The sequence below is a fragment of the Salinivibrio sp. YCSC6 genome (assembly GCF_004916735.1).
Lineage (GTDB): Bacteria > Pseudomonadota > Gammaproteobacteria > Enterobacterales > Vibrionaceae > Salinivibrio > Salinivibrio proteolyticus.
Genome location: NZ_CP039516.1, coordinates 676,958 through 695,187 on the forward strand (window position 1 = coordinate 676,958; position 18,230 = coordinate 695,187).

At 50.1% G+C, this 18,230-nt stretch carries 15 protein-coding genes; 14 read left to right on the plus strand and 1 reads right to left on the minus strand.

Features of this window, described 5'->3' with window-relative positions; all coding sequences use genetic code 11:
- Positions 1-29 precede the first annotated feature (29 nt).
- The 5 genes from flgH (at position 30) to flgL (ending at position 6,148) form a co-directional block, all read left to right on the plus strand.
- A complete protein-coding gene (flgH, locus tag E8E00_RS02980) occupies positions 30-824 on the plus strand; it encodes a flagellar basal body L-ring protein FlgH (protein ID WP_371414221.1) in 795 nt (264 codons plus the stop codon).
- Complete coding sequence (locus tag E8E00_RS02985; RefSeq protein WP_371414222.1) at positions 811-1,938, plus strand: flagellar basal body P-ring protein FlgI; 1,128 nt, start codon at positions 811-813, stop codon at positions 1,936-1,938. The genes flgH and E8E00_RS02985 overlap by 14 nt, the downstream gene beginning before the upstream one ends.
- 9 nt (positions 1,939-1,947) lie before the next feature.
- Positions 1,948-2,901, plus strand: coding sequence for a flagellar assembly peptidoglycan hydrolase FlgJ (flgJ, locus tag E8E00_RS02990; RefSeq protein WP_077674320.1), 954 nt, complete (start codon positions 1,948-1,950; stop codon positions 2,899-2,901).
- Positions 2,902-3,065: 164 nt separating this feature from the next.
- Positions 3,066-4,943 carry a flagellar hook-associated protein FlgK gene (gene flgK, locus E8E00_RS02995; RefSeq protein ID WP_096629612.1) on the plus strand — a complete coding sequence of 626 codons (1,878 nt, stop codon included), beginning with the start codon at positions 3,066-3,068 and terminating at the stop codon, positions 4,941-4,943.
- Positions 4,944-4,954: 11 nt separating this feature from the next.
- Positions 4,955-6,148 (plus strand): flagellar hook-associated protein FlgL, encoded by a 1,194-nt coding sequence (flgL, locus tag E8E00_RS03000; protein WP_069589307.1) that lies wholly within the window; start codon positions 4,955-4,957, stop codon positions 6,146-6,148.
- Between the two features lie 95 nt (positions 6,149-6,243).
- Here the strand turns inward: flgL and E8E00_RS03005 are convergent, their stop codons facing one another.
- Positions 6,244-8,349 carry a lipopolysaccharide assembly protein LapB gene (locus tag E8E00_RS03005; protein ID WP_096629609.1) on the minus strand — a complete coding sequence of 702 codons (2,106 nt, stop codon included), beginning with the start codon at positions 8,347-8,349 and terminating at the stop codon, positions 6,244-6,246.
- Positions 8,350-8,796: 447 nt separating this feature from the next.
- Between E8E00_RS03005 and E8E00_RS03010 the strand changes: the two genes are divergently transcribed.
- The 9 genes from E8E00_RS03010 to E8E00_RS03050 all read left to right on the plus strand — a co-directional run bounded on the left by E8E00_RS03010 (position 8,797) and on the right by E8E00_RS03050 (position 18,167).
- Positions 8,797-9,939 (plus strand): flagellin, encoded by a 1,143-nt coding sequence (locus E8E00_RS03010; RefSeq protein WP_096629606.1) that lies wholly within the window; start codon positions 8,797-8,799, stop codon positions 9,937-9,939.
- Positions 9,940-10,205: 266 nt separating this feature from the next.
- Complete coding sequence (locus E8E00_RS03015) at positions 10,206-11,330, plus strand: flagellin (protein ID WP_096629603.1); 1,125 nt, start codon at positions 10,206-10,208, stop codon at positions 11,328-11,330.
- Between the two features lie 63 nt (positions 11,331-11,393).
- Positions 11,394-11,828 carry a flagellar protein FlaG gene (locus E8E00_RS03020; protein WP_069589313.1) on the plus strand — a complete coding sequence of 145 codons (435 nt, stop codon included), beginning with the start codon at positions 11,394-11,396 and terminating at the stop codon, positions 11,826-11,828.
- Between the two features lie 18 nt (positions 11,829-11,846).
- Entirely contained in the window at positions 11,847-13,205 is a 1,359-nt protein-coding gene (gene fliD, locus E8E00_RS03025; RefSeq protein WP_096629600.1) for a flagellar filament capping protein FliD, read from the plus strand.
- A gap of 11 nt (positions 13,206-13,216) precedes the next feature.
- Positions 13,217-13,510, plus strand: coding sequence for a hypothetical protein (locus tag E8E00_RS03030; protein WP_131825260.1), 294 nt, complete (start codon positions 13,217-13,219; stop codon positions 13,508-13,510).
- Positions 13,511-13,522: 12 nt separating this feature from the next.
- Positions 13,523-13,927: a flagellar export chaperone FliS gene (gene fliS, locus E8E00_RS03035; RefSeq protein ID WP_069589317.1), complete on the plus strand. Its 405-nt coding sequence runs from the start codon at positions 13,523-13,525 to the stop codon at positions 13,925-13,927.
- Positions 13,928-14,093: 166 nt separating this feature from the next.
- The gene (locus E8E00_RS03040; protein ID WP_096629597.1) at positions 14,094-15,578 is read left to right on the plus strand and encodes a sigma-54 dependent transcriptional regulator; all 1,485 of its coding nucleotides are present in this window, start codon (positions 14,094-14,096) and stop codon (positions 15,576-15,578) included.
- A gap of 139 nt (positions 15,579-15,717) precedes the next feature.
- Positions 15,718-16,767, plus strand: a complete 1,050-nt coding sequence (locus tag E8E00_RS03045; RefSeq protein WP_077455547.1) for a PAS domain-containing sensor histidine kinase — start codon at positions 15,718-15,720, stop codon at positions 16,765-16,767.
- Positions 16,764-18,167 carry a sigma-54 dependent transcriptional regulator gene (locus tag E8E00_RS03050; RefSeq protein ID WP_096629594.1) on the plus strand — a complete coding sequence of 468 codons (1,404 nt, stop codon included), beginning with the start codon at positions 16,764-16,766 and terminating at the stop codon, positions 18,165-18,167. The genes E8E00_RS03045 and E8E00_RS03050 overlap by 4 nt, the downstream gene beginning before the upstream one ends.
- The last annotated feature ends 63 nt before the right edge of the window (positions 18,168-18,230 follow it).

Sequence of the window (18,230 nt, forward strand, 5' to 3'; positions counted from 1 at the left end):
ACAAGGTTAAGGGTTACAAGGGGGCGCTGATGACTTTCCAACGTGTTTTAATGCCAAGCTTGTTGCTTATGGCCTTGTTCGGTCTGAGCGGCTGCTCTTTGCCGGGTCAGCAAGACACAGGTAGTGATCTTGACCAAGCAACCTCAACCACGGATGCGGTCGAGGGCGAGACAGCGCCAGACAGTGAGGGGCTGATTGGCTTACTCCGCCAACGCGAAGATCCCAAAGCTGGCGATCCGGCTTGGTCACCCATTCGTCCTCAGCAACCCCCAGAGCATTACGCGACGGCGACAGGCTCCTTGTTTGATAGCACCCGCCAGCGTGACCTTTATGACGGGTCTAAACCGCGCGGTTTGGGGGATATCGTCACCGTGATGCTCGAAGAGAACACGCAAGCACAAAAAAGTGCGAGCTCTGATTTGGCGAAATCCAATGACCTTAGCATGGATCCGCTCTCGTTGGGGGGGGAAGAGATCACTATCGGCGAGCGGACCCTTTCTTATGAAGTGAGTAACGATAACTCCTTCACAGGCTCTGCTTCAGCCGATCAGAGCAACAGCCTACAGGGATCAATCTCAGTCCAAGTAATTGATGTTCTTGCGAATGGTAACCTCATGGTTCGAGGTGAAAAGTGGCTGACATTAAACTCAGGGGATGAATACATACGCCTCAGCGGTACCATTCGTCCGGCCGACATTAGCCCAGATAACACGATTGCATCGACACGTATTTCTAACGCGCGTATTCAATATTCAGGAACGGGTGATCGCCAAGATACGCAAGAGCAAGGCTGGTTGGCACGATTCTTTAATGTCACTTTATAGCGCAATAACGTGCCGGAGAGTTGACGTGAAAAAGTGGTTGTTATCGATTGTATTGCTGGTGGTGGCGTTTCCGAGCCTCGCGGCACGCATAAAAGATGTGTCGGAAGTGGCAGGCGTGCGCAGCAACACCCTGACAGGCTATGGTCTGGTCGTGGGTTTGCCGGGCACCGGTGAGAGCACGCCGTTTACCGATCAAAGTTTTAAATCTATGCTGGAAAACTTTGGCATCCAGCTGCCACCCGACATCAACCCTCAGGCAGCCAATATTGCGGCGGTGGCTGTTACGGCAGATTTACCCGCTTTTGCGAAGCAGGGTCAAAAACTTGACGTTACGGTTTCCTCGATTGGTTCGGCTGAAAGCCTGCGCGGGGGAACGCTGTTGCAAACCTTCCTGAAAGGTTTGGATGGTAACGTCTATGCCATTGCACAAGGCAACTTGATTGTGGGTGGCTTTAGCGCCACGGGGGCGGATGGCTCACGATTAGTGGGGAATACACCAACGGTTGGCCGTATCACTAATGGCGCGTCTGTTGAGCGCGAAGTGCCCAATCCCTTTGGTCGCGGCGATTTCTTGACCTTCAACTTATTCCAAGCAGATTTCACCACTGCCCAACGTATGGCGGATGCCATTAATCGCTTCTTAGGCCCTTCAATGGCCTCAGCGATGGATGCGACGTCTATACGTGTTCGAGCGCCTCGTGATGTCAGCCAGCGCGTCGCGTTTTTATCGACGGTGGAAAACATTGAATTTGAGCCGGGCGATGCCGCCGCCAAGATCATTGTAAACTCCCGCACGGGGACGATCGTGGTGGGACAAAATGTTCGTTTGCGACCTGCGGCGATCACTCATGGTGGGATGACAGTATCCATTAATGAAGATTTCAATGTGAGTCAGCCTAATCCGCTCGGGGGCGGGGAAGCGATCGTTACGCCGGATACTGATATTGAAGTGCAAGAAGAAGAGGGGCGGATGTTCCACTTTAAGCCGGGCGTGACCTTGGACGACTTGGTACGTGCCGTTAATGGCGTGGGGGCAGCACCGTCAGATCTGATGGCAATACTGCAAGCGCTGAAACAAGCAGGTGCCATTGATGGCCAGTTGATCGTGATATAGGGCAGAACAATGAAATCACCGGTTGATAGCCAGTTTGTGCATGACATTAGCCAGCTCGATTCACTACGGCAAAAAGCCGTAAGTGGTAAAGATGGTGATGAAAAAGCGGCATTGCGGGCGGCGGCAGAACAGTTTGAGTCGTTGTTTACACAAATGCTGTTCAAATCGATGCGAGAAGCGAATGAAGCCTTTGAATCGGATTTGATTGATAACCGCACGTCGAAATTTTACGAGCAAATGGCCGATGAGCAACTTGCCAGTGAACTGAGCCGAGAGGGTTCCCTCGGCCTGGCAGATATGATTGTGCAACAGCTAGGCAGCGCGCAATCGGGTGAGCCCCAAACCAACTTAAAAGAGGCCGCTTTCGCATCCGCGAACGCGCTGCCCATGAATAAAGATCAAAGTCGGCAAGCGGCAGAGCAAGCGATGGCCGAACTGGATAGACAGTCTATCGCGCCGCCAAGTATTCCAGAGCGTCCTATACGTAAAGAATCGTTTGATTCTCCAGAATCGTTTGTGCAAACCCTCACGCCTCACGCACGTCGAGCCGCTAGGGCGCTAGGTACCGATCCTGCGATTATTCTTGCGCAAGCGGCGCTAGAAACGGGATGGGGTAAAAAAGTGATCGCCAATGCGCGCGATAACAGCCATAACTTGTTTAATATTAAGGCCGATAAGCGCTGGCAGGGCGATAAAGTCGCGACGCAGACTTTAGAAGTCTATGATGGCATACCGGTTCAAGAAACCGCGAGTTTCCGTGCCTACCCATCGTATCAAGATAGCTTTGACGACTTCGTCTCTTTCCTCAATAGCAACCCTCGCTATCAGCAGGCACTGTCCCAGTCCGCACAACCAGAGCAATTTATTCGCGAGTTGCATCAGGCCGGTTATGCGACCGATCCGGATTATTCGAACAAGGTGCTCCGCGTGCTCGATCAAGTCCGCGGCATGATGGATCAATAACGGCAGGCAAGGGCTTGCCGTTGTCCTTTCCTTTATTTGTCTCATGTTGATAAGTTATATTAACTCACTGATTTTTATAAAATAAAAAGCCTGTATTTCTATTGGCTCAATTCTTGCTTTGATTCCTGTATCTCGTTTCTATTGCCGGGTTTTCTGGAGGCACAATGGGCTTTGACCTGCTTTCCCTTGGGTCGCAAGGTGTACTCACCGCGCAGCGACAACTTAATACCACAGGTCACAATATTTCCAATGTGAACACTGAGGGTTATAGCCGTCAGTCTGTTGAGCAACAAGTTAACGATCCTCATTATTGGGGAGGGAATAACTACGGTGACGGCGTACACGCCGCTGCCGTGCGCCGTAATTACGATAAGTTTGCCGTTAATGAGCTCAATATTGCTACCTCCAATTTAGAACATGCCGCCGCGCGCAATGATCAGCTTGGGCGCCTTGACGATATGATGGCGCACTCAGCGCGGAAAATTCCTGACAATATGAATGAGTTCTTTGGTGCAGTAAAAGGCCTCACCGATAGCCCGAGTGATATGGGAGCGCGTAAGGTGGTGCTAGAGAAAGCGCGCATGGTGTCTGCTGGATTAAACGACGTATATGGCGTACTTCAGCAGCAGTCGATTGATACCTCCTCGCAAATCGATGCCACGGTCAAGCGTATGAACGATATTGGCCGCGAAATTGTTGACATTCATAAAGCTATTCTGAAAACACCGGGCGAGCCGAACGATTTACTTGACCGTCATGACAAGCTCATTCGTGAGTTAGCTGAATACACCCAAGTCAGTGTTAATGCGCGTGAAGATGGCTTGTTTAACGTCATCATCGGCAGTGGTCATATGTTAGTGTCAGGGATGAACAGCAGTGAACTCACAACCTTACCGGGAAAGCCTGATCACCAAGAACGTCAGCTGGCCTTAGTTGAAGGGAAAAGCGTGAAGGCGATTTCTAATCGCGATATTCGCGGCAAGCTCGGCGCGTTATTTGAATATCGTGATCAGACACTGGGGCAGGCGCGTGACGAACTCGGCCGTATAGCGATTGGCTTTTCTCAAGCATTGAACGATTTGCAAGGACAAGGCTTCGATCTAAATGGTGAGGTTGGCAAGAATATCCTCACCGACTTTAATGACGACCGTATTGCGGCATCTCGGGTGATCAAAAATGGTGATTCGACCGCTGATCTTAAAGTGTACATCGATGATCTTCAGAAGCTTAAAATTGGTGACTATCAATTAAAATTTGATGGGGCGCAATACACGCTCACGTCACCTGATGGTCAGCAATCAACGGTAACGCCAAGCGGAACACCGCCAAGTTTTAATGTAGATGGCATGCGCGTTCAAATCGACGCTAACCTTGCGCCTAACGAACGGGTCTTTTTGCGCCCCGCGCGTGCAGCTGCGGGGCAAATCCGCATGGTGATGGATGATCCTGCTGGCATTGCCGCTCAAAGTTATGTCAGCGCCAGCTCAATTAGCCATGGTGAGGGGGATGTGCGCGTACTGCAGTCTGGGGCTCAGAAAGAATTCCAAGTTCGCATATCACCCGATGGGAGTCAGTTTGCGGTCACGGATACAGACGGACAAGTATTGCTTGCTCCGCAAGCATATCCGCCAACAGGGCCGATTAACGTCAATGGCACCTTGATTGAGATTAACGATAAAGCGGCGCCTGACGACATTCTTGCCATCAGTCTGATCCCAGCAGATGGCGACAACAGTAACCTGATCCGAATGCAAGAATTGCAAACGCAAAAGCTGATGGATAACGGACGCTCTACCTTGTTGGATGTGTATGAAGGGTTGAATACCGACCTTGGCGTACAAAAAGCGTCGTATGAACGACTGCAAGATGTCAGCTTGGTGGAGCATGATGCGGCGGAAGGACGCGTTGCTGAAATCGCGGGGGTCAATCTGGACGAAGAAGCCGCGAATATGATGAAGTTTCAACGTGCCTATATGGCGGCGTCGCGCATTATGACAGCGGCAAATGAGACGTTTGATTCACTGCTCAATGCGACACGATAAGGATAGCTATCATGATTAGCCGTATTGCCAGCTTTCACAACTACCAGTCAGTGTCTAACGATATCATGCGCCAGAATATTAAGGTGCAAGATAATCAAGAACAAATGGCGACCGGTAAGCGGGTGATCACTGCAGGTGATGATCCTGTGTCGTCAATTTATATTCAGAATTTCCGCCAGCAAGACGAACAAATTGATCAGTTCATTGACTCGATAACGTTAGCGAGAAACCGCCAAACGCGTGAAGAGATCGCGATTGATGAGTCTGAGCAATTGATGGACAGTGCGAAACGCAAAGTGATGGCGATGATCAACGGGTCGCTATCCGATGACGATCGCACCGCGCACCGTCAAGACTTGCAAGGTATGTTTGATAATTTTATGGACTTGGTGAATACCAAGGATGAATCAGGCAACTTCTTGTTCTCAGGGACCCAAACCAGCACGCAACCTTTTTATCGCGACAGTCAAGGCAATGTCCGTTATGCCGGTGATAGCTATTTTCGTACTGCGCAGGTTGCCCCCGCGGTAGAAGTGCCCACATCGGATCCGGGCGATAAAATGTTTATGGAAATTGATAACCCTTATGGGGATTATCAGCCCGAGTACGATTTGCAAGATGGCTCCTTGTTGCTGCTTGCTCGCGCAGAAAACAGCAATAATGCAGACAACGCCGCGTACGCCGTGACCTTTGATGTAAATGCCAGTGGAGATACAACCTATTCATTAACCCAAAACGGGACCGAAGTGAGCACTGGGCTCTACGATCCTCAAAATGGGATTGAGTGGAACACGCTTAAAATGACCTTTGAAGGTGAGATGAAGCCCGGCGATACTATTGCACTCGAGCGTCAAGACACCTTCACTATCTTTGATGCGTTTAAACATGGTGCCGCGTTGTCGTATGCTGACATCGATGATGCGTCTGCAACCGCAGAGCTGCATCAAGTCACCGATCAGTTTGCTGCGGCCTTCAAACACTTAAACAAGGCCCGTTCTGAGGTCGGGACACGTTTGACTACGCTAGATCGGCAAGAGAGCATGCACAAAGATTTCAAATTGGTGCTAAATCGCTCATTGGGCACTATGGAGGACTTGGACTATACCCAAGCCGCGATCGATATGAATGAAGACATGTTAGCCCTACAGGCATCGCAACAAGCGTTTGCGAAAACGAAAGACTTATCGCTGTTCAACTATATCTAATCCGCATCGTCAACGTGCTTTAACGGTGAGACGTTTCTATGAAAAGGGCAGTATTGACTGCCCTTTTGCTGTTAGTGGTATTGAGACAACGTCGGTTATCCGGTCAATAAATCGCGATACATGGCCTGTGCCATGGCGTCCAATAGCGGCTTTTTGTCGTTCAGTAAGGGTGGATAGCAGAACGCGTACTCTTGATGGCCAGACATTGCGACCGCTTGCATCGGATCACTGTCTTTGTGGCCGGCAAAAAAGACATAACAAGGTGCCCCTACCGCAACAGCGGTCCGGTGAACAGCGGTACCTGCGGTAAACACGCCGTCAATGGATGCCATAACATTCGCACTCCCGACAAAATCATCCTTAAGATCCAAGCCTGGCAATTGCACAACCTCGACCCCAGTTTGTTTTTTAACTTTGGCCAGCTCTTTTGAGCAGTCTCCATACTGTAGGTTCACAAACTGAACCTTAGGATGAAGGGAGCGCATTTTTGTTAACCATTGCCCCAGTTCATCGGCAATCAAATAGTGGATATTCCGTGTTGCCGCCGCCAAGCCACTTCGCCAGCAAACGCCAATAACTGGCCCTTGTGCTTTCAGTTCATCTAGCACCGATTGCCAAGGTGTCTCTTGAGTCGCCGACGCATGAATATAGGTTTGCTGGTAAAGGTGGCGTTCGAAGTGCTGATAACAAATTCCCGCCAGTGAGCCGCCCGCGACCCAGCTATTGATATCGGCCAACACGTGATCAGGAATATGGATATCTTGCCCATCAGTACGTGAAATAGGCACGATCTCTGTGGTGGGAAAGGCAGCTTTGAGCACGGGCTCAAGACGAGGATCACAGCCAACGTAGACCTTTCGGGCACGTTCCACCACCATAGGCACATTATGAAAATAGGCGAGCTCATCCCCGACGCCTTGTTCAGGCATAATGAGTACAGCATCGCTTTCGGGACGAGAAAGGTCCCAACGTGGTAACTCACCGTGATATTTCAGTCGACGCCCACATTCAATGCCAGCTTCGTTGGCCTCATAAAATGCGGGCCATGCCATCTGAGTGCGATAGACAAACGCTAAGTTAAAGCGCAGCGCGTGATCATCCGGGCTGTCAGCCAATAGGGATTCGAGACGCTTTTGCGCGCTATCAATGTTGCCTAAATACCAATCTAATTCGCCTAATTGCGCTTGCAAGGTATTCGCATGCTTACCCACGACGTATTGGCAGGCTTTTTCGTGAATATGGTAGCAATGGGTCAGTTTTTCGTGGGTAAATTGGTGATGTTGTTTCAAATGCTCAAATGTGGCACGCGCCAACGCATAATGTAACTCTCCGCGCTCAGGGTCTTCCCGCAAGCACTGCTTAGCCAGTTTACTGGCTTCTAACCAGTTTCGCTCATTAAGGTAAATCACCAATAATTGTCGGAGAAACGCTGGATCTTGGCTTTGTTTATACACGCTCAGGCAGCGTCGTCTCGCGTGGGCATAGTGGCCTAATCCCGATTCGGCTTTGATCAGAAGCAGTTGCCAAACTGGGTGAGCTTGCGCTTTATCACTGCCACGGAGTAACAACTGATGGGCTTTTCCGAAGGCTTCATCATCTAGCGCATACTGCGCCAGTGCCATCAGTGCCGGCGGGTAATCCGGCTCAAGCGTTAAGATCGTTTGATAGAGCTGTTCGCCTTGCTCCACATGCCCATCAGCCATGAAGTTCGCCGCTAATGTCATGGTTTTCTCAATTTCTTCGGCGAGCCCTTGATTTTTGAGTTGGTGTAACTCGTCACGTAATGCATGGGTACGACGGCTTTCGCCTTTATGGCCGAGTTTGTCAGTCAGTTGGGCACGTAGGTTCAGAATGTCAGGGTTGGTTGGCGCGGCAACAAATAGACGTTCGACGATCTCCATTGCTGCCGTGTTCTTTCCTTGTTGAACCAGCAGCTGCGCTTTATCAAACAGTAATGATAAATCGTCGGGAGTGAGTGCCAGTGCATGGTTGATATGCGCCATCGCCTGCTCGAGATTGCCTTCCTCCGCATCTAATACGGCGAGGACTTGCCGCACTTGTGCCGCATCGGGCGCATGAGACAAAATTTGCTCGAACACGTCGCGGGCGTCCGCTTTATTTCCTTCTTGATAAAGGTTTATGCCGAGTTTAAATGCCTCATCCAACGTCATATTGGTATGGCCATCGTTATCTTGGGTCATAGATTGCGTCGTCCTATTCTAGCTGTGGTGAGCACGGCCGTTGGCGCTGCCTGTCAAGGCAATGGCGCTGTATGGCAAGCCAAGGTTAATGCAAAAAATGTTCCTTTGATCTGTGGGTTAGCGTGTTTGGCAACTTACTTGCAGGGTAACAAAGCAAATAAAGTTGGATAGGTATTGCCGCTCGTTTGCCGCTTTCGCCGCATTTTATGGTTTAGGCGTTGCCTCTTAAGATGATTGGTTGAGCAATAAAGGTCAATAAATCATTGATTAAAATAAACTTTATAAAGTTGGCACACATATTGTATTAAATTCATCAAGCGGCCAGTTTTTGAACGGGCTGATCTTGAAACTGATTAACAAGCTGTTCCCGCAGCACCGCAAACAAACAGTGCAACACGTCGCGGGTAGGCTGTTTCGCAAAGCAAGCGAAAGTCAAAGGAGAGCAAAATGGGTGTAACAGTTAACACCAACGTGTCTGCGATGACTGCGCAGCGTTACCTGAATAAAGCGACTGATGAGTTGAATAATTCAATGGAACGTCTGTCGTCAGGTAGCCGAATCAACAGTGCTAAAGACGACGCGGCGGGTTTGCAGATTTCTAACCGTTTGGTTGCTCAGACGCGTGGTCTGGATGTGGCAATGCGAAACGCCAACGATGGTATTTCGATTGCGCAGACCGCTGAAGGCGCCATGCAAGAATCCACTAACATCTTGCAACGTATGCGAGATCTCTCACTGCAGTCAGCGAATGGCGCGAACGGTAAATCCGAGCGCATCGCGATTCAAGAAGAGGTTGCAGCCTTGCAGGATGAGCTAAACCGTATTGCAGAAACTACAGCATTCGGTGGGCGACGCCTACTCAACGGCTCTTTCGGGGATGCGTCTTTCCAAGTCGGTGCCGATGCCGGTGAGGCGATCATCATGGGCTTAACCAGTATCCGCGCGGATGATTTCCGCATGGGTGGGGTTGAATTCGTTGGCACACAGCCAAAATCGGCTGACTGGCAAGTTGACCCGACCGCATCAACACTGCAGCTACAGTTTACCACCAAAGACGGTGAAAACATTAGCTTAACGATCGGTGCCAAGCCAGGTGATGATGTTGAAGAATTGGCCAGCTACATCAATGGTCAATCCGATGAAATGCTCACCGCGTCTGTCGATGAAGAAGGGCAATTGCAAATCTTTATCGAAGAGCCCAAAGTCGAAGGCACAGTTACCTTCGGAGGCGGACTTGCGACATCGTTAGGGTTAGTTTCCGGTAACGGTGACTTGATCACGACCAAAGACATCGACGTATCGGATGTGGGCGGTGCACAAATGGCCGTTGGTGTGATTGACTCTGCGATGCGTTATATCGACAGTCAGCGTGCTGACTTGGGTGCGAAGCAAAACCGCTTGAGCCACACCATCAGCAACTTGTCGAACATTCAGGAGAATGTGTCTGCGTCCAATAGCCGGATTCGCGATACTGACTTCGCGCGCGAAACCACGGCCATGACGAAAGGGCAGATCCTTCAGCAAGCGGGTACGTCGATGTTGGCTCAGGCCAAACAGATGCCTCAAGCTGCACTGAACTTGCTTCAGTAACACTGACAAATCAAGCAACTAAAAAGCGGCAACTGATTGCCGCTTTTTTTTATGTCATTTTTTTCGCGAATCACGCTAAAGATATTTCTCCTGTGGACGTTAACTTCCATAGCACCATGAAGCGACGGTGGTTTAGCCATCGTCAGCACGCAAAAAATATTAAAGCTTTTTGACTGTGCGCCGCTAAATGGGTTGTGAAAGATTTTCGAACTGGTTTTCCCTGGTCAGCTGGGCGAAGCCGGACCTAGAACCAAAGGAGAATAGTTATGGCTATTACAGTTAACACTAACGTCCCTGCAATGACTGCTCAGCGTTACTTGAATAACTCAACCGATGCGCTGAACAACTCAATGGAACGTTTGTCATCCGGTTATCGTATCAACAGCGCCAAGGATGACGCAGCGGGTCTGCAAATTTCTAACCGCTTGATGTCTCAAAGCAGTGGTCTGGATGTTGCCGTACGTAATGCCAACGACGGTATCTCTATGGCGCAAACCGCCGAAGGGGCGATGGAAGAGTCAAGCAACATCTTGCAACGTATGCGTGACCTATCTTTGCAGTCCGCTAACGGCGCAAACGGCGACTCTGAGCGTGCAGCTATCCAAGAAGAAGTGGTGGCCTTGCAAGACGAATTAAACCGTATTGCAGAAACCACATCATTCGGTGGTGCGAAACTACTGAACGGCACATTCGGTACGCGTTCATTCCAAGTGGGTGCGGATGCCGGTGAAGCCGTGATGATGGAATTCAAAAACATCCGTGCTGACCATGCTGAAATGGGTGGTGCTAGCTTTACTGCAGCAAACGCAAAATCTGCAGGTTGGACAGCAACAGACGGTGCAACCTTAGCCATTACTATCACGGATGCGGACGGTGCAACGACCTCTATCAACGTGACAGCAAAAGGCGGCGATGACATTGAAGAAATTGCTACCTATATTAATGGTCAGTCGCAAGACAAACTGAGCGCATCGGTTACTGAAGATGGTGAGCTTCAGATTGTCACTGCAGCAGGTTCAGATGCTACCTTTACCGGTGCATTGGCAACGTCGTTGGCAATGGGTACCAAGGTGGATGAAACCATCAAAGATGTGGATGTTTCTAGCATCGGTGGTGCACAGAAAGCCGTGGGTCTTATCGATAACGCGATGCAGTTTATCGACTCACACCGTGCTGAGCTGGGTGCGAAACAGAACCGTCTAAGCCACACGATTGCGAACTTGGACAACGTGAACGAGAACGTGACCGCCTCTAACAGCCGAATCCGCGATGTGGACTTCGCTAAAGAGACCACTGAGTTCACTAAGTCTCAGATTCTGCAGCAATCTGGTACGTCGATTCTGGCACAGGCCAAGCAGGCGCCGTCAGCGGCACTGAGCCTGTTGGGTTAATCACGCTTTATAACCCAGTAGCGGCGGATACTCCGCCGCTACGCTAACAGGAGGTGAATCGTAATGGACATTTCATCCGTTTCAACTTCATCCCTGCCTCATACCGGCTCTTCCGACGGCACAAAGATTGCAAGAGAAGAGAGAGTAGGAAAAACTCGGCCTGACCAGGTTAGCGTGAGTCAAAACCAGCAGGCCGTTCGTCGAGAAACGCGTGAGTCTATGCAGCAGCGACGCGTTGAACAAGCGGAGCGTCTTAACGAAACCCGCGAAATGCAACGTGAGCAGCTGGAGAAGTTGGTCGAACGTCTCGATGAGTTTATGTCCTCTTTTAACAAAGGCCTAGCATTCCGGCTTGATGAGGATACGGGCAGAAGTATCATCACTGTTTATGAAATGAGCAGTGGGGATATCATCCGCCAAATCCCAGAAAAAGAAATGCTAGAGCTGGCCAAGCAATTGTCGCAACATGCGCGAGGGCTGGTGGCAGAAAAGGTATAACGAGGTGAGAGAATCGTCATGGGTGTAAACGCAGCAGGCATGGGTAGCGGTATCGATATCAATGCCATGGTCACTAAGATCGTGGATGCTGAGCGTGCACCCAAACAAGAGCGAATCGTCAAACGCATGAATGATGTCGAAACTGACATCAGTGCGTTTGGCCGCTTAAAAGAATCTCTCGATAAACTCAAAAGTCAAATGTATGACTTTCGTCGCAACGAGTCTTATGCGGCAAGGACTGCCTCAGTCAGTAATTCTGACGCTTTAAGTGCATCAGCGAGTCCTGATGCGATTCCCGGAAAATACCAAATTAATGTTCAGCAGCTAGCGAGCACGCATAAGCTCGTTTCTGCTGGCATGGATTCTGATGCACCACTCGGTACTGGTAAGCTCACCATTACCATGGGCAACCGGACAAGCATCATTGATATCCCGCAAGGTAAAAATAGTTTAACCGACGTTGTCCGTGCGATTAATAGCGACCCAACCAACCCCGGTGTGCAAGCGTCACTGATCCAAGATGACAGTGGTGCAAGATTGGTTCTAAACGGCACTAAGACGGGGGCGGGCAATCAGATTGCAGTGAACGTTGATGCTCAAATGGGGAGCGCCCTGCATCAACTGGGATTTAAAGTCGGTCAAGCTGGCAATGGCTTGACGCAAATGCAAGCTGCGCAAGATGCGCAGATTATGATTGATGGTATTGCATCTGTCTCCAGTGAAACCAACACCTTTACCAATGCGATTGAAGGGGTGTCACTTGACGTCAGTCAAGCTGGGGCGTCACCCATTACCTTGTCTGTTGAGCATGATCGTGAGTCGGTACGCTCCACGCTGGAAAGCTTTGTTGATAACTACAACGCCTTTTTCCGTGTGGCACAAGCCGTGGGTAAATACGATCCCGAGACACAGCAAGGTGGGCCATTAGTCGGAGAAAGTGTAATCCGTACGGCCACAAGTCGCTTACGGAACTTGTTTTCATCGCCCATTGAACAAGCACCAGAAGGGATGAAGACACTCAGCGAGCTGGGTGTAACGACCACGATGGATGGGCGGTTAGAAATTGATAGCAAGGTGTTAGATAGACAGCTTCGTCAAAATTTTAACGCTTTAGAAGGTTTCTTTGGTGGAAACAAAGGCTTTGCTCGCCAGCTGGAAGAGGTCGTGAATGGCTTTACCGGGGCAGGTGGCGCCATCAGTAACCGTGAGAATACCTTGTCTGATCAGAAGCTGCGCTTACGCGATGAGCAGCAGGAGCTAGATAGACGGATGGAAAACCTTGAGGCGCGGACCATGAAACGCTTCTCTGCCATGGAAGAAGCGACAGCGCAAATGCGCTCACAGCTTCAAGCAATGCAAAACATCATGCCAGCATGATGACGAGTGAAATGACACACTGGCTTCAGCAATTAGAAGCGATTGATGAGGCGATTGCGCATTCACTAGCCGAACGTGATGCTGATCCCGAAAAACTGGCTCAGCAATTGCATGATAGAAAGGCATTACTCGACCAGATTGCAGCGTCTTCGGAGCAGCCTGATGGTCAAGCATGGGCAAAGGCATTATCAAGAACCGAACAGCTGGTTCAAGCACTCGATAATGAAAGAGCTGATGCTGCCAAGACGTTGTTGCAGCAGCGCAAGGGTAAGCAATCTGTGCAGCTGTATAAGAAATTTCAATAGGTGAGGAAGACTATGAGAGGCTCACTACAGGCCTATAAAAAGGTCTCTGTTGACAGTCAATTAAGCGCCGCGTCGCCTCATAAGGTCATACAGATGTTGATGGCCGGTGCGATTGAACGCTTGATTCAGGGCAAGGCCGCCATGGCACAAGGCGACTTATCCGTCAAAGGTGAGCGGTTAGGTAAAGCGTTGGATATCATTATTAATCTCCGCGCTTGTCTATCAATGGATGATGGAGGCGAAATTGCCAACAACCTGGATGCGCTTTATGACTTTATGATTCGCCAAGTCAGTGAGGCGAATTTGGAAAATAAACCGGAACCCATCGACGATGTGATTGAGATTTTACGTGAGATAAAATCGGCGTGGGACCAAATTCCGTCCGAATACCATAATCTGACCCAAGCGACCAGCTAAACAGCCTACCAAAAGACTGACATGGCACTGGAGTCACAGGTTTACTGTGTCTCCGGTTGCCTTATGCGCGTTCTCTATTACAATGTCTTGATTAAAATTGAGTTTGTTGCGGCTTTTTGGCACGTGACAACAATAATATATCTATCAGGGCAGACGTATCTCACACATGCAAGATTTAGCAAAAATCCTTGTTATCGATGACGATGACCAGTTTCGTCACGATCTCGGCGTGATACTCGACTTTATTGGCGAGCGTTACGCGCTTCACTCGACAGCAGATGTCAGTGACGCACTTTGGGAGCAAAACTGGGGCGCATGTTTTCTTGGCCACGTCCGCTCTTCTGCCTTGCTTGAAAAGGTACTTGAGCAGCTTGCTACCTATCATCATGTTCCTGTTATCGCGATACGTCGCCACGACCGTGAGCTTTCAGGACTGCCAAACTATGTCGGTGAACTGGGTCTCCCCCTTAACTACCCGCAATTATTTGACGCGCTTCACCACTGTCGAGAGTTTGCAGGAAAACAGGCATTTAGCATTCCGCAGCTTAGCGGTGACAATACCGCCTTTCACAACATGGTCGGTAAGAGTGAGGCGATGGGGCAAGTCCGTCGTTTGGTAGACCAAGTGGCTGCCACTGAAGCGAATGTATTGATTCTGGGTGAGTCGGGTACCGGTAAAGAAGTGGTCGCTCGACACATTCATCATGCTTCCTCACGAGCATCCGGTCCTTTTGTGCCGGTTAACTGTGGTGCCATCCCAGCTGAGCTTTTAGAAAGCGAGCTATTTGGTCACGAAAAAGGTGCGTTTACGGGGGCGATTTCCGCCCGTAAAGGACGCTTTGAGTTGGCCGAGGGCGGAACCTTATTTCTTGACGAAATTGGCGATATGCTCATGCCGATGCAAGTTAAGCTGCTAAGGGTGTTACAAGAGCGCACCTTTGAGCGAGTCGGGGGAAATAAGAGTATTCGCGCGGATGTCAGAGTGGTTGCGGCCACACACCGCCAGCTTGAGCAAATGATTGAAGAGGGCGATTTTCGCGAAGATCTTTACTATCGCTTAAACGTGTTTCCGATCGAAATGCCGCCGCTTCGAGAGCGTCTTGACGACATCCCAATGCTGATACACGAACTGATGTCGCGTCTCGATAGTGAAGGAAGCAGCCGTGTGCACCTCTCACCACGCGCGATCAATTCGCTCATGGAGCATGAGTGGCCTGGTAACGTGCGTGAGCTCGCCAACCTCATTGAACGTCTTGCGATTTTGTATCCGGGACAGCTTGTTGACGTCAACCACCTTCCTGCTAAATATCGTTATAGTGATATTCCAGAATTTCAGCCGGAAGCGTATTCGGTGGAAGAAACCGCTGTGGCTGAACGTGATGCCTTAACAGCGATGTTTAGTGAGCCCGAAGATGATCCTATGATGGATGAGATGCCAGGCTTTCACGATAGTCCAGGCGCGGTCGTGCTGCCGCCGGAAGGCGTTAACCTAAAAGAAATGCTGGCGGATTACGAAGTTGATCTGATTCGACAAGCTTTGGAGGCGCAATCAGGCGTGGTCGCTCGCGCGGCAGACATGCTGAGTATGCGAAGGACGACGCTAGTCGAAAAGATGCGGAAATATGGGCTAAATAAAGAAGAATTGATTTAAACCGACCGTGTGTCAAAAAAGCGGAGTCAAAAAAATGACTTCGCTTTTTTGTTTCTAATTGCATGATATAAATAGCTATTTTTATGGCATAATCCCTGCTTAATTGGATAAAACCTTTATCAAATCGTGTATTGCCGAGATGGAAAGCCAATCGTCGCCACTGGGATCAGTGGACCAACAAGTTACGCGTTATAAACAAGTATTGGATGTCATGCCTGCTGGTGTGATCTTGCTTGATTCAAACGGCCGAGTGGCAGAAGCCAATCCAGAGGCTCGTCGCTTGTTGGGTGAACCACTCACGCAAGAACGTTGGTTTGACGTGATCCAACGCGCCTTCTCTCCGCGTGATGATGATGGGCATGAAGTATCGCTAAAAGATGGCCGCCGAGTAAAGCTTGCCATATCGGCATCAGATTCTGGTCAACTGATCTTGATTACCGATATGACAGAGACGCGCTTGCTGCAATCACGGGTCAGTGATCTGCAGCGGCTTTCATCCTTAGGGAAAATGGTGGCTTCCTTGGCACATCAGGTGCGAACACCGTTATCCAGCGCCATGTTGTATGCGGCGAATTTAGGTGCACCCAATCTGAATGAAGCCACCCGACAGCGTTTCCAGTTGAAATTGCTTGATAGGCTGCACGATCTCGAAAAGCAAGTGAATGACATGCTGTTATTCGCTAAAGGGGGCGATAACAAAGTGGTTGACCGGTTTACGGTTGAGCAGCTTTTTAATGAGTTTGAGCCTATGGTGGACGCGGTCGTTCAAGGAAAGAATGTTGATTTTGCCATCAATAGTGATGACGAAAGCGTGACCTTGCTGGGAAATGTGAATGCCTTAGCGAGCGCACTAAGTAACTTAGTGGTAAATGCTATTCAGGTTGCGGGAAAGGCGTGCCAAGTCGTGGTTGATGCGCGCACGCATGAAAGCAATCTCTTGTTGTCGGTTGCCGATAATGGCCCAGGTATCGCACCTGAGCTTCAGGCGAAAGTGTTAGAGCCCTTTTTTACCACCCGTCAGCAAGGGACGGGCTTAGGGCTTGCCGTTGTTCAAATGGTTTGCCATGCCCACAAAGGCACCTTGACGCTGCAGTCAGAGCCGGGTCAAGGCGCTTGTTTTACACTGTGCTTGCCGTTGGCAGACACCCCTGCTGCAAAAAGCAGTGATAGCGTAGGAGAAACACAATGAGCCAAACAACTGTCCTGATCGTCGAAGATGACGAAGGTTTGCGTGAGGCCCTCGTCGATACGCTTGCCCTTGCCGGATATCACTGGATCGAGGCTGATAGTGCCGAGCAAGCCTTGCTGACCTTAAAATCAGAGGCGGTCGATATTGTCGTTTCCGATGTTCAAATGGCCGGAATGGACGGGCTCGCTTTGCTGCGAACCATCAAAAATAACACCCCGAATTTACCGGTGTTATTGATGACAGCCTACGCCAACATTGAAGATGCAGTGGCCGCGATGAAAGAAGGGGCGATTGACTATATGGCCAAGCCGTTCGCGCCTGAAGTGCTACTCAACATGGTCAGCCGTTATGCTCCGGTTAAAGCAGACAGCTCGGACGCCATTGTCGCGGATCCTAAAAGTGTCGCATTGATGGCGTTGGCCGACAAAGTGGCCGCGACCGATGCCAATGTGATGATCTTAGGGCCGTCAGGCTCGGGTAAAGAAGTGATGGCGCGATATATCCACGATCATTCTGTGCGCGTGGCGGCGCCTTTTGTCGCGATTAACTGCGCGGCCATTCCAGAAAACATGCTGGAAGCGACACTGTTTGGTTACGAGAAAGGTGCATTTACTGGCGCCGTACAAGCTTGCCCAGGGAAATTTGAGCAAGCTCAAGGTGGCACCATTTTGCTGGATGAAATTAGCGAAATGGACTTGGGTCTCCAAGCTAAGTTATTGCGGGTACTTCAAGAGCGTGAAGTTGAACGCTTAGGGGGCCGTAAAAGCATTCAATTGGATGTTCGCGTACTTGCCACCAGTAACCGCGATCTCAAAGAGTATGTGGCCGAAGGGCATTTCCGAGAAGATCTGTATTATCGGTTAAACGTCTTTCCTATTACCTGGCCTGCGCTCACAGACAGGCCCGGTGATATTATCCCACTGGCGAGTCATTTGTTGTCACGCCACTGTCAAAAACAAGGCATGCCGTGCCCTACATTAAGTCAAGATGCAGAGCAGAAGCTCCTCCACTATCCATGGCCCGGCAACGTCCGTGAGCTCGACAACGTGATGCAGCGCGCTCTGATTCTGGCGAGCAATGCCTGCATTCAAGCGAGTGATATTTTGCTAGAGGGCCATGATTGGCATGATGCCTCTGGCTTACAGCATCGAGTGATGGATAGCCAGCCGGTGGCACCATCGGTTGCAACGCCAGCGGCATCCTTTTCCGATCCAACGATAAACGGTAGTGCTGGATTGGGGAATGAGCTGCGGGATCAAGAGTTTGCTATCATTCTAGATACTATTCGTGCCTGTGAAGGACGCCGCAAAGAAGTGGCTGAGCGGTTAGGGATCAGCCCGCGAACATTGCGTTATAAATTAGCCAAAATGCGTGATGCTGGGATTGAAATTCCAAGCTAACGCCCTAGGATGTGAGGCCTTTGCCAACGTGGCCTCAAAGTTGCAAGTTAGCTGTCATGGCGG

Bases quoted from the DNA above. Each gene is read 5' to 3' on its own strand.
- E8E00_RS03015 (WP_096629603.1), top strand. From the start codon at position 10,206: ATGGCTATTACAGTTAACACTAACGTCCCTGCAATGACTGCTCAGCGT.
- E8E00_RS03040 (WP_096629597.1), top strand. From the start codon at position 14,094: ATGCAAGATTTAGCAAAAATCCTTGTTATCGATGACGATGACCAGTTT.
- E8E00_RS03050 (WP_096629594.1), top strand. From the start codon at position 16,764: ATGAGCCAAACAACTGTCCTGATCGTCGAAGATGACGAAGGTTTGCGT.
- flgL (WP_069589307.1), top strand. From the start codon at position 4,955: ATGATTAGCCGTATTGCCAGCTTTCACAACTACCAGTCAGTGTCTAAC.
- E8E00_RS03030 (WP_131825260.1), top strand. From the start codon at position 13,217: ATGACACACTGGCTTCAGCAATTAGAAGCGATTGATGAGGCGATTGCG.
- fliD (WP_096629600.1), top strand. From the start codon at position 11,847: ATGGGTGTAAACGCAGCAGGCATGGGTAGCGGTATCGATATCAATGCC.
- flgK (WP_096629612.1), top strand. From the start codon at position 3,066: ATGGGCTTTGACCTGCTTTCCCTTGGGTCGCAAGGTGTACTCACCGCG.
- E8E00_RS03005 (WP_096629609.1), bottom strand. From the start codon at position 8,349: ATGACCCAAGATAACGATGGCCATACCAATATGACGTTGGATGAGGCA.
- E8E00_RS03045 (WP_077455547.1), top strand. From the start codon at position 15,718: ATGGAAAGCCAATCGTCGCCACTGGGATCAGTGGACCAACAAGTTACG.
- E8E00_RS03020 (WP_069589313.1), top strand. From the start codon at position 11,394: ATGGACATTTCATCCGTTTCAACTTCATCCCTGCCTCATACCGGCTCT.
- E8E00_RS02985 (WP_371414222.1), top strand. From the start codon at position 811: ATGTCACTTTATAGCGCAATAACGTGCCGGAGAGTTGACGTGAAAAAG.
- flgJ (WP_077674320.1), top strand. From the start codon at position 1,948: ATGAAATCACCGGTTGATAGCCAGTTTGTGCATGACATTAGCCAGCTC.
- flgH (WP_371414221.1), top strand. From the start codon at position 30: ATGACTTTCCAACGTGTTTTAATGCCAAGCTTGTTGCTTATGGCCTTG.
- E8E00_RS03010 (WP_096629606.1), top strand. From the start codon at position 8,797: ATGGGTGTAACAGTTAACACCAACGTGTCTGCGATGACTGCGCAGCGT.
- fliS (WP_069589317.1), top strand. From the start codon at position 13,523: ATGAGAGGCTCACTACAGGCCTATAAAAAGGTCTCTGTTGACAGTCAA.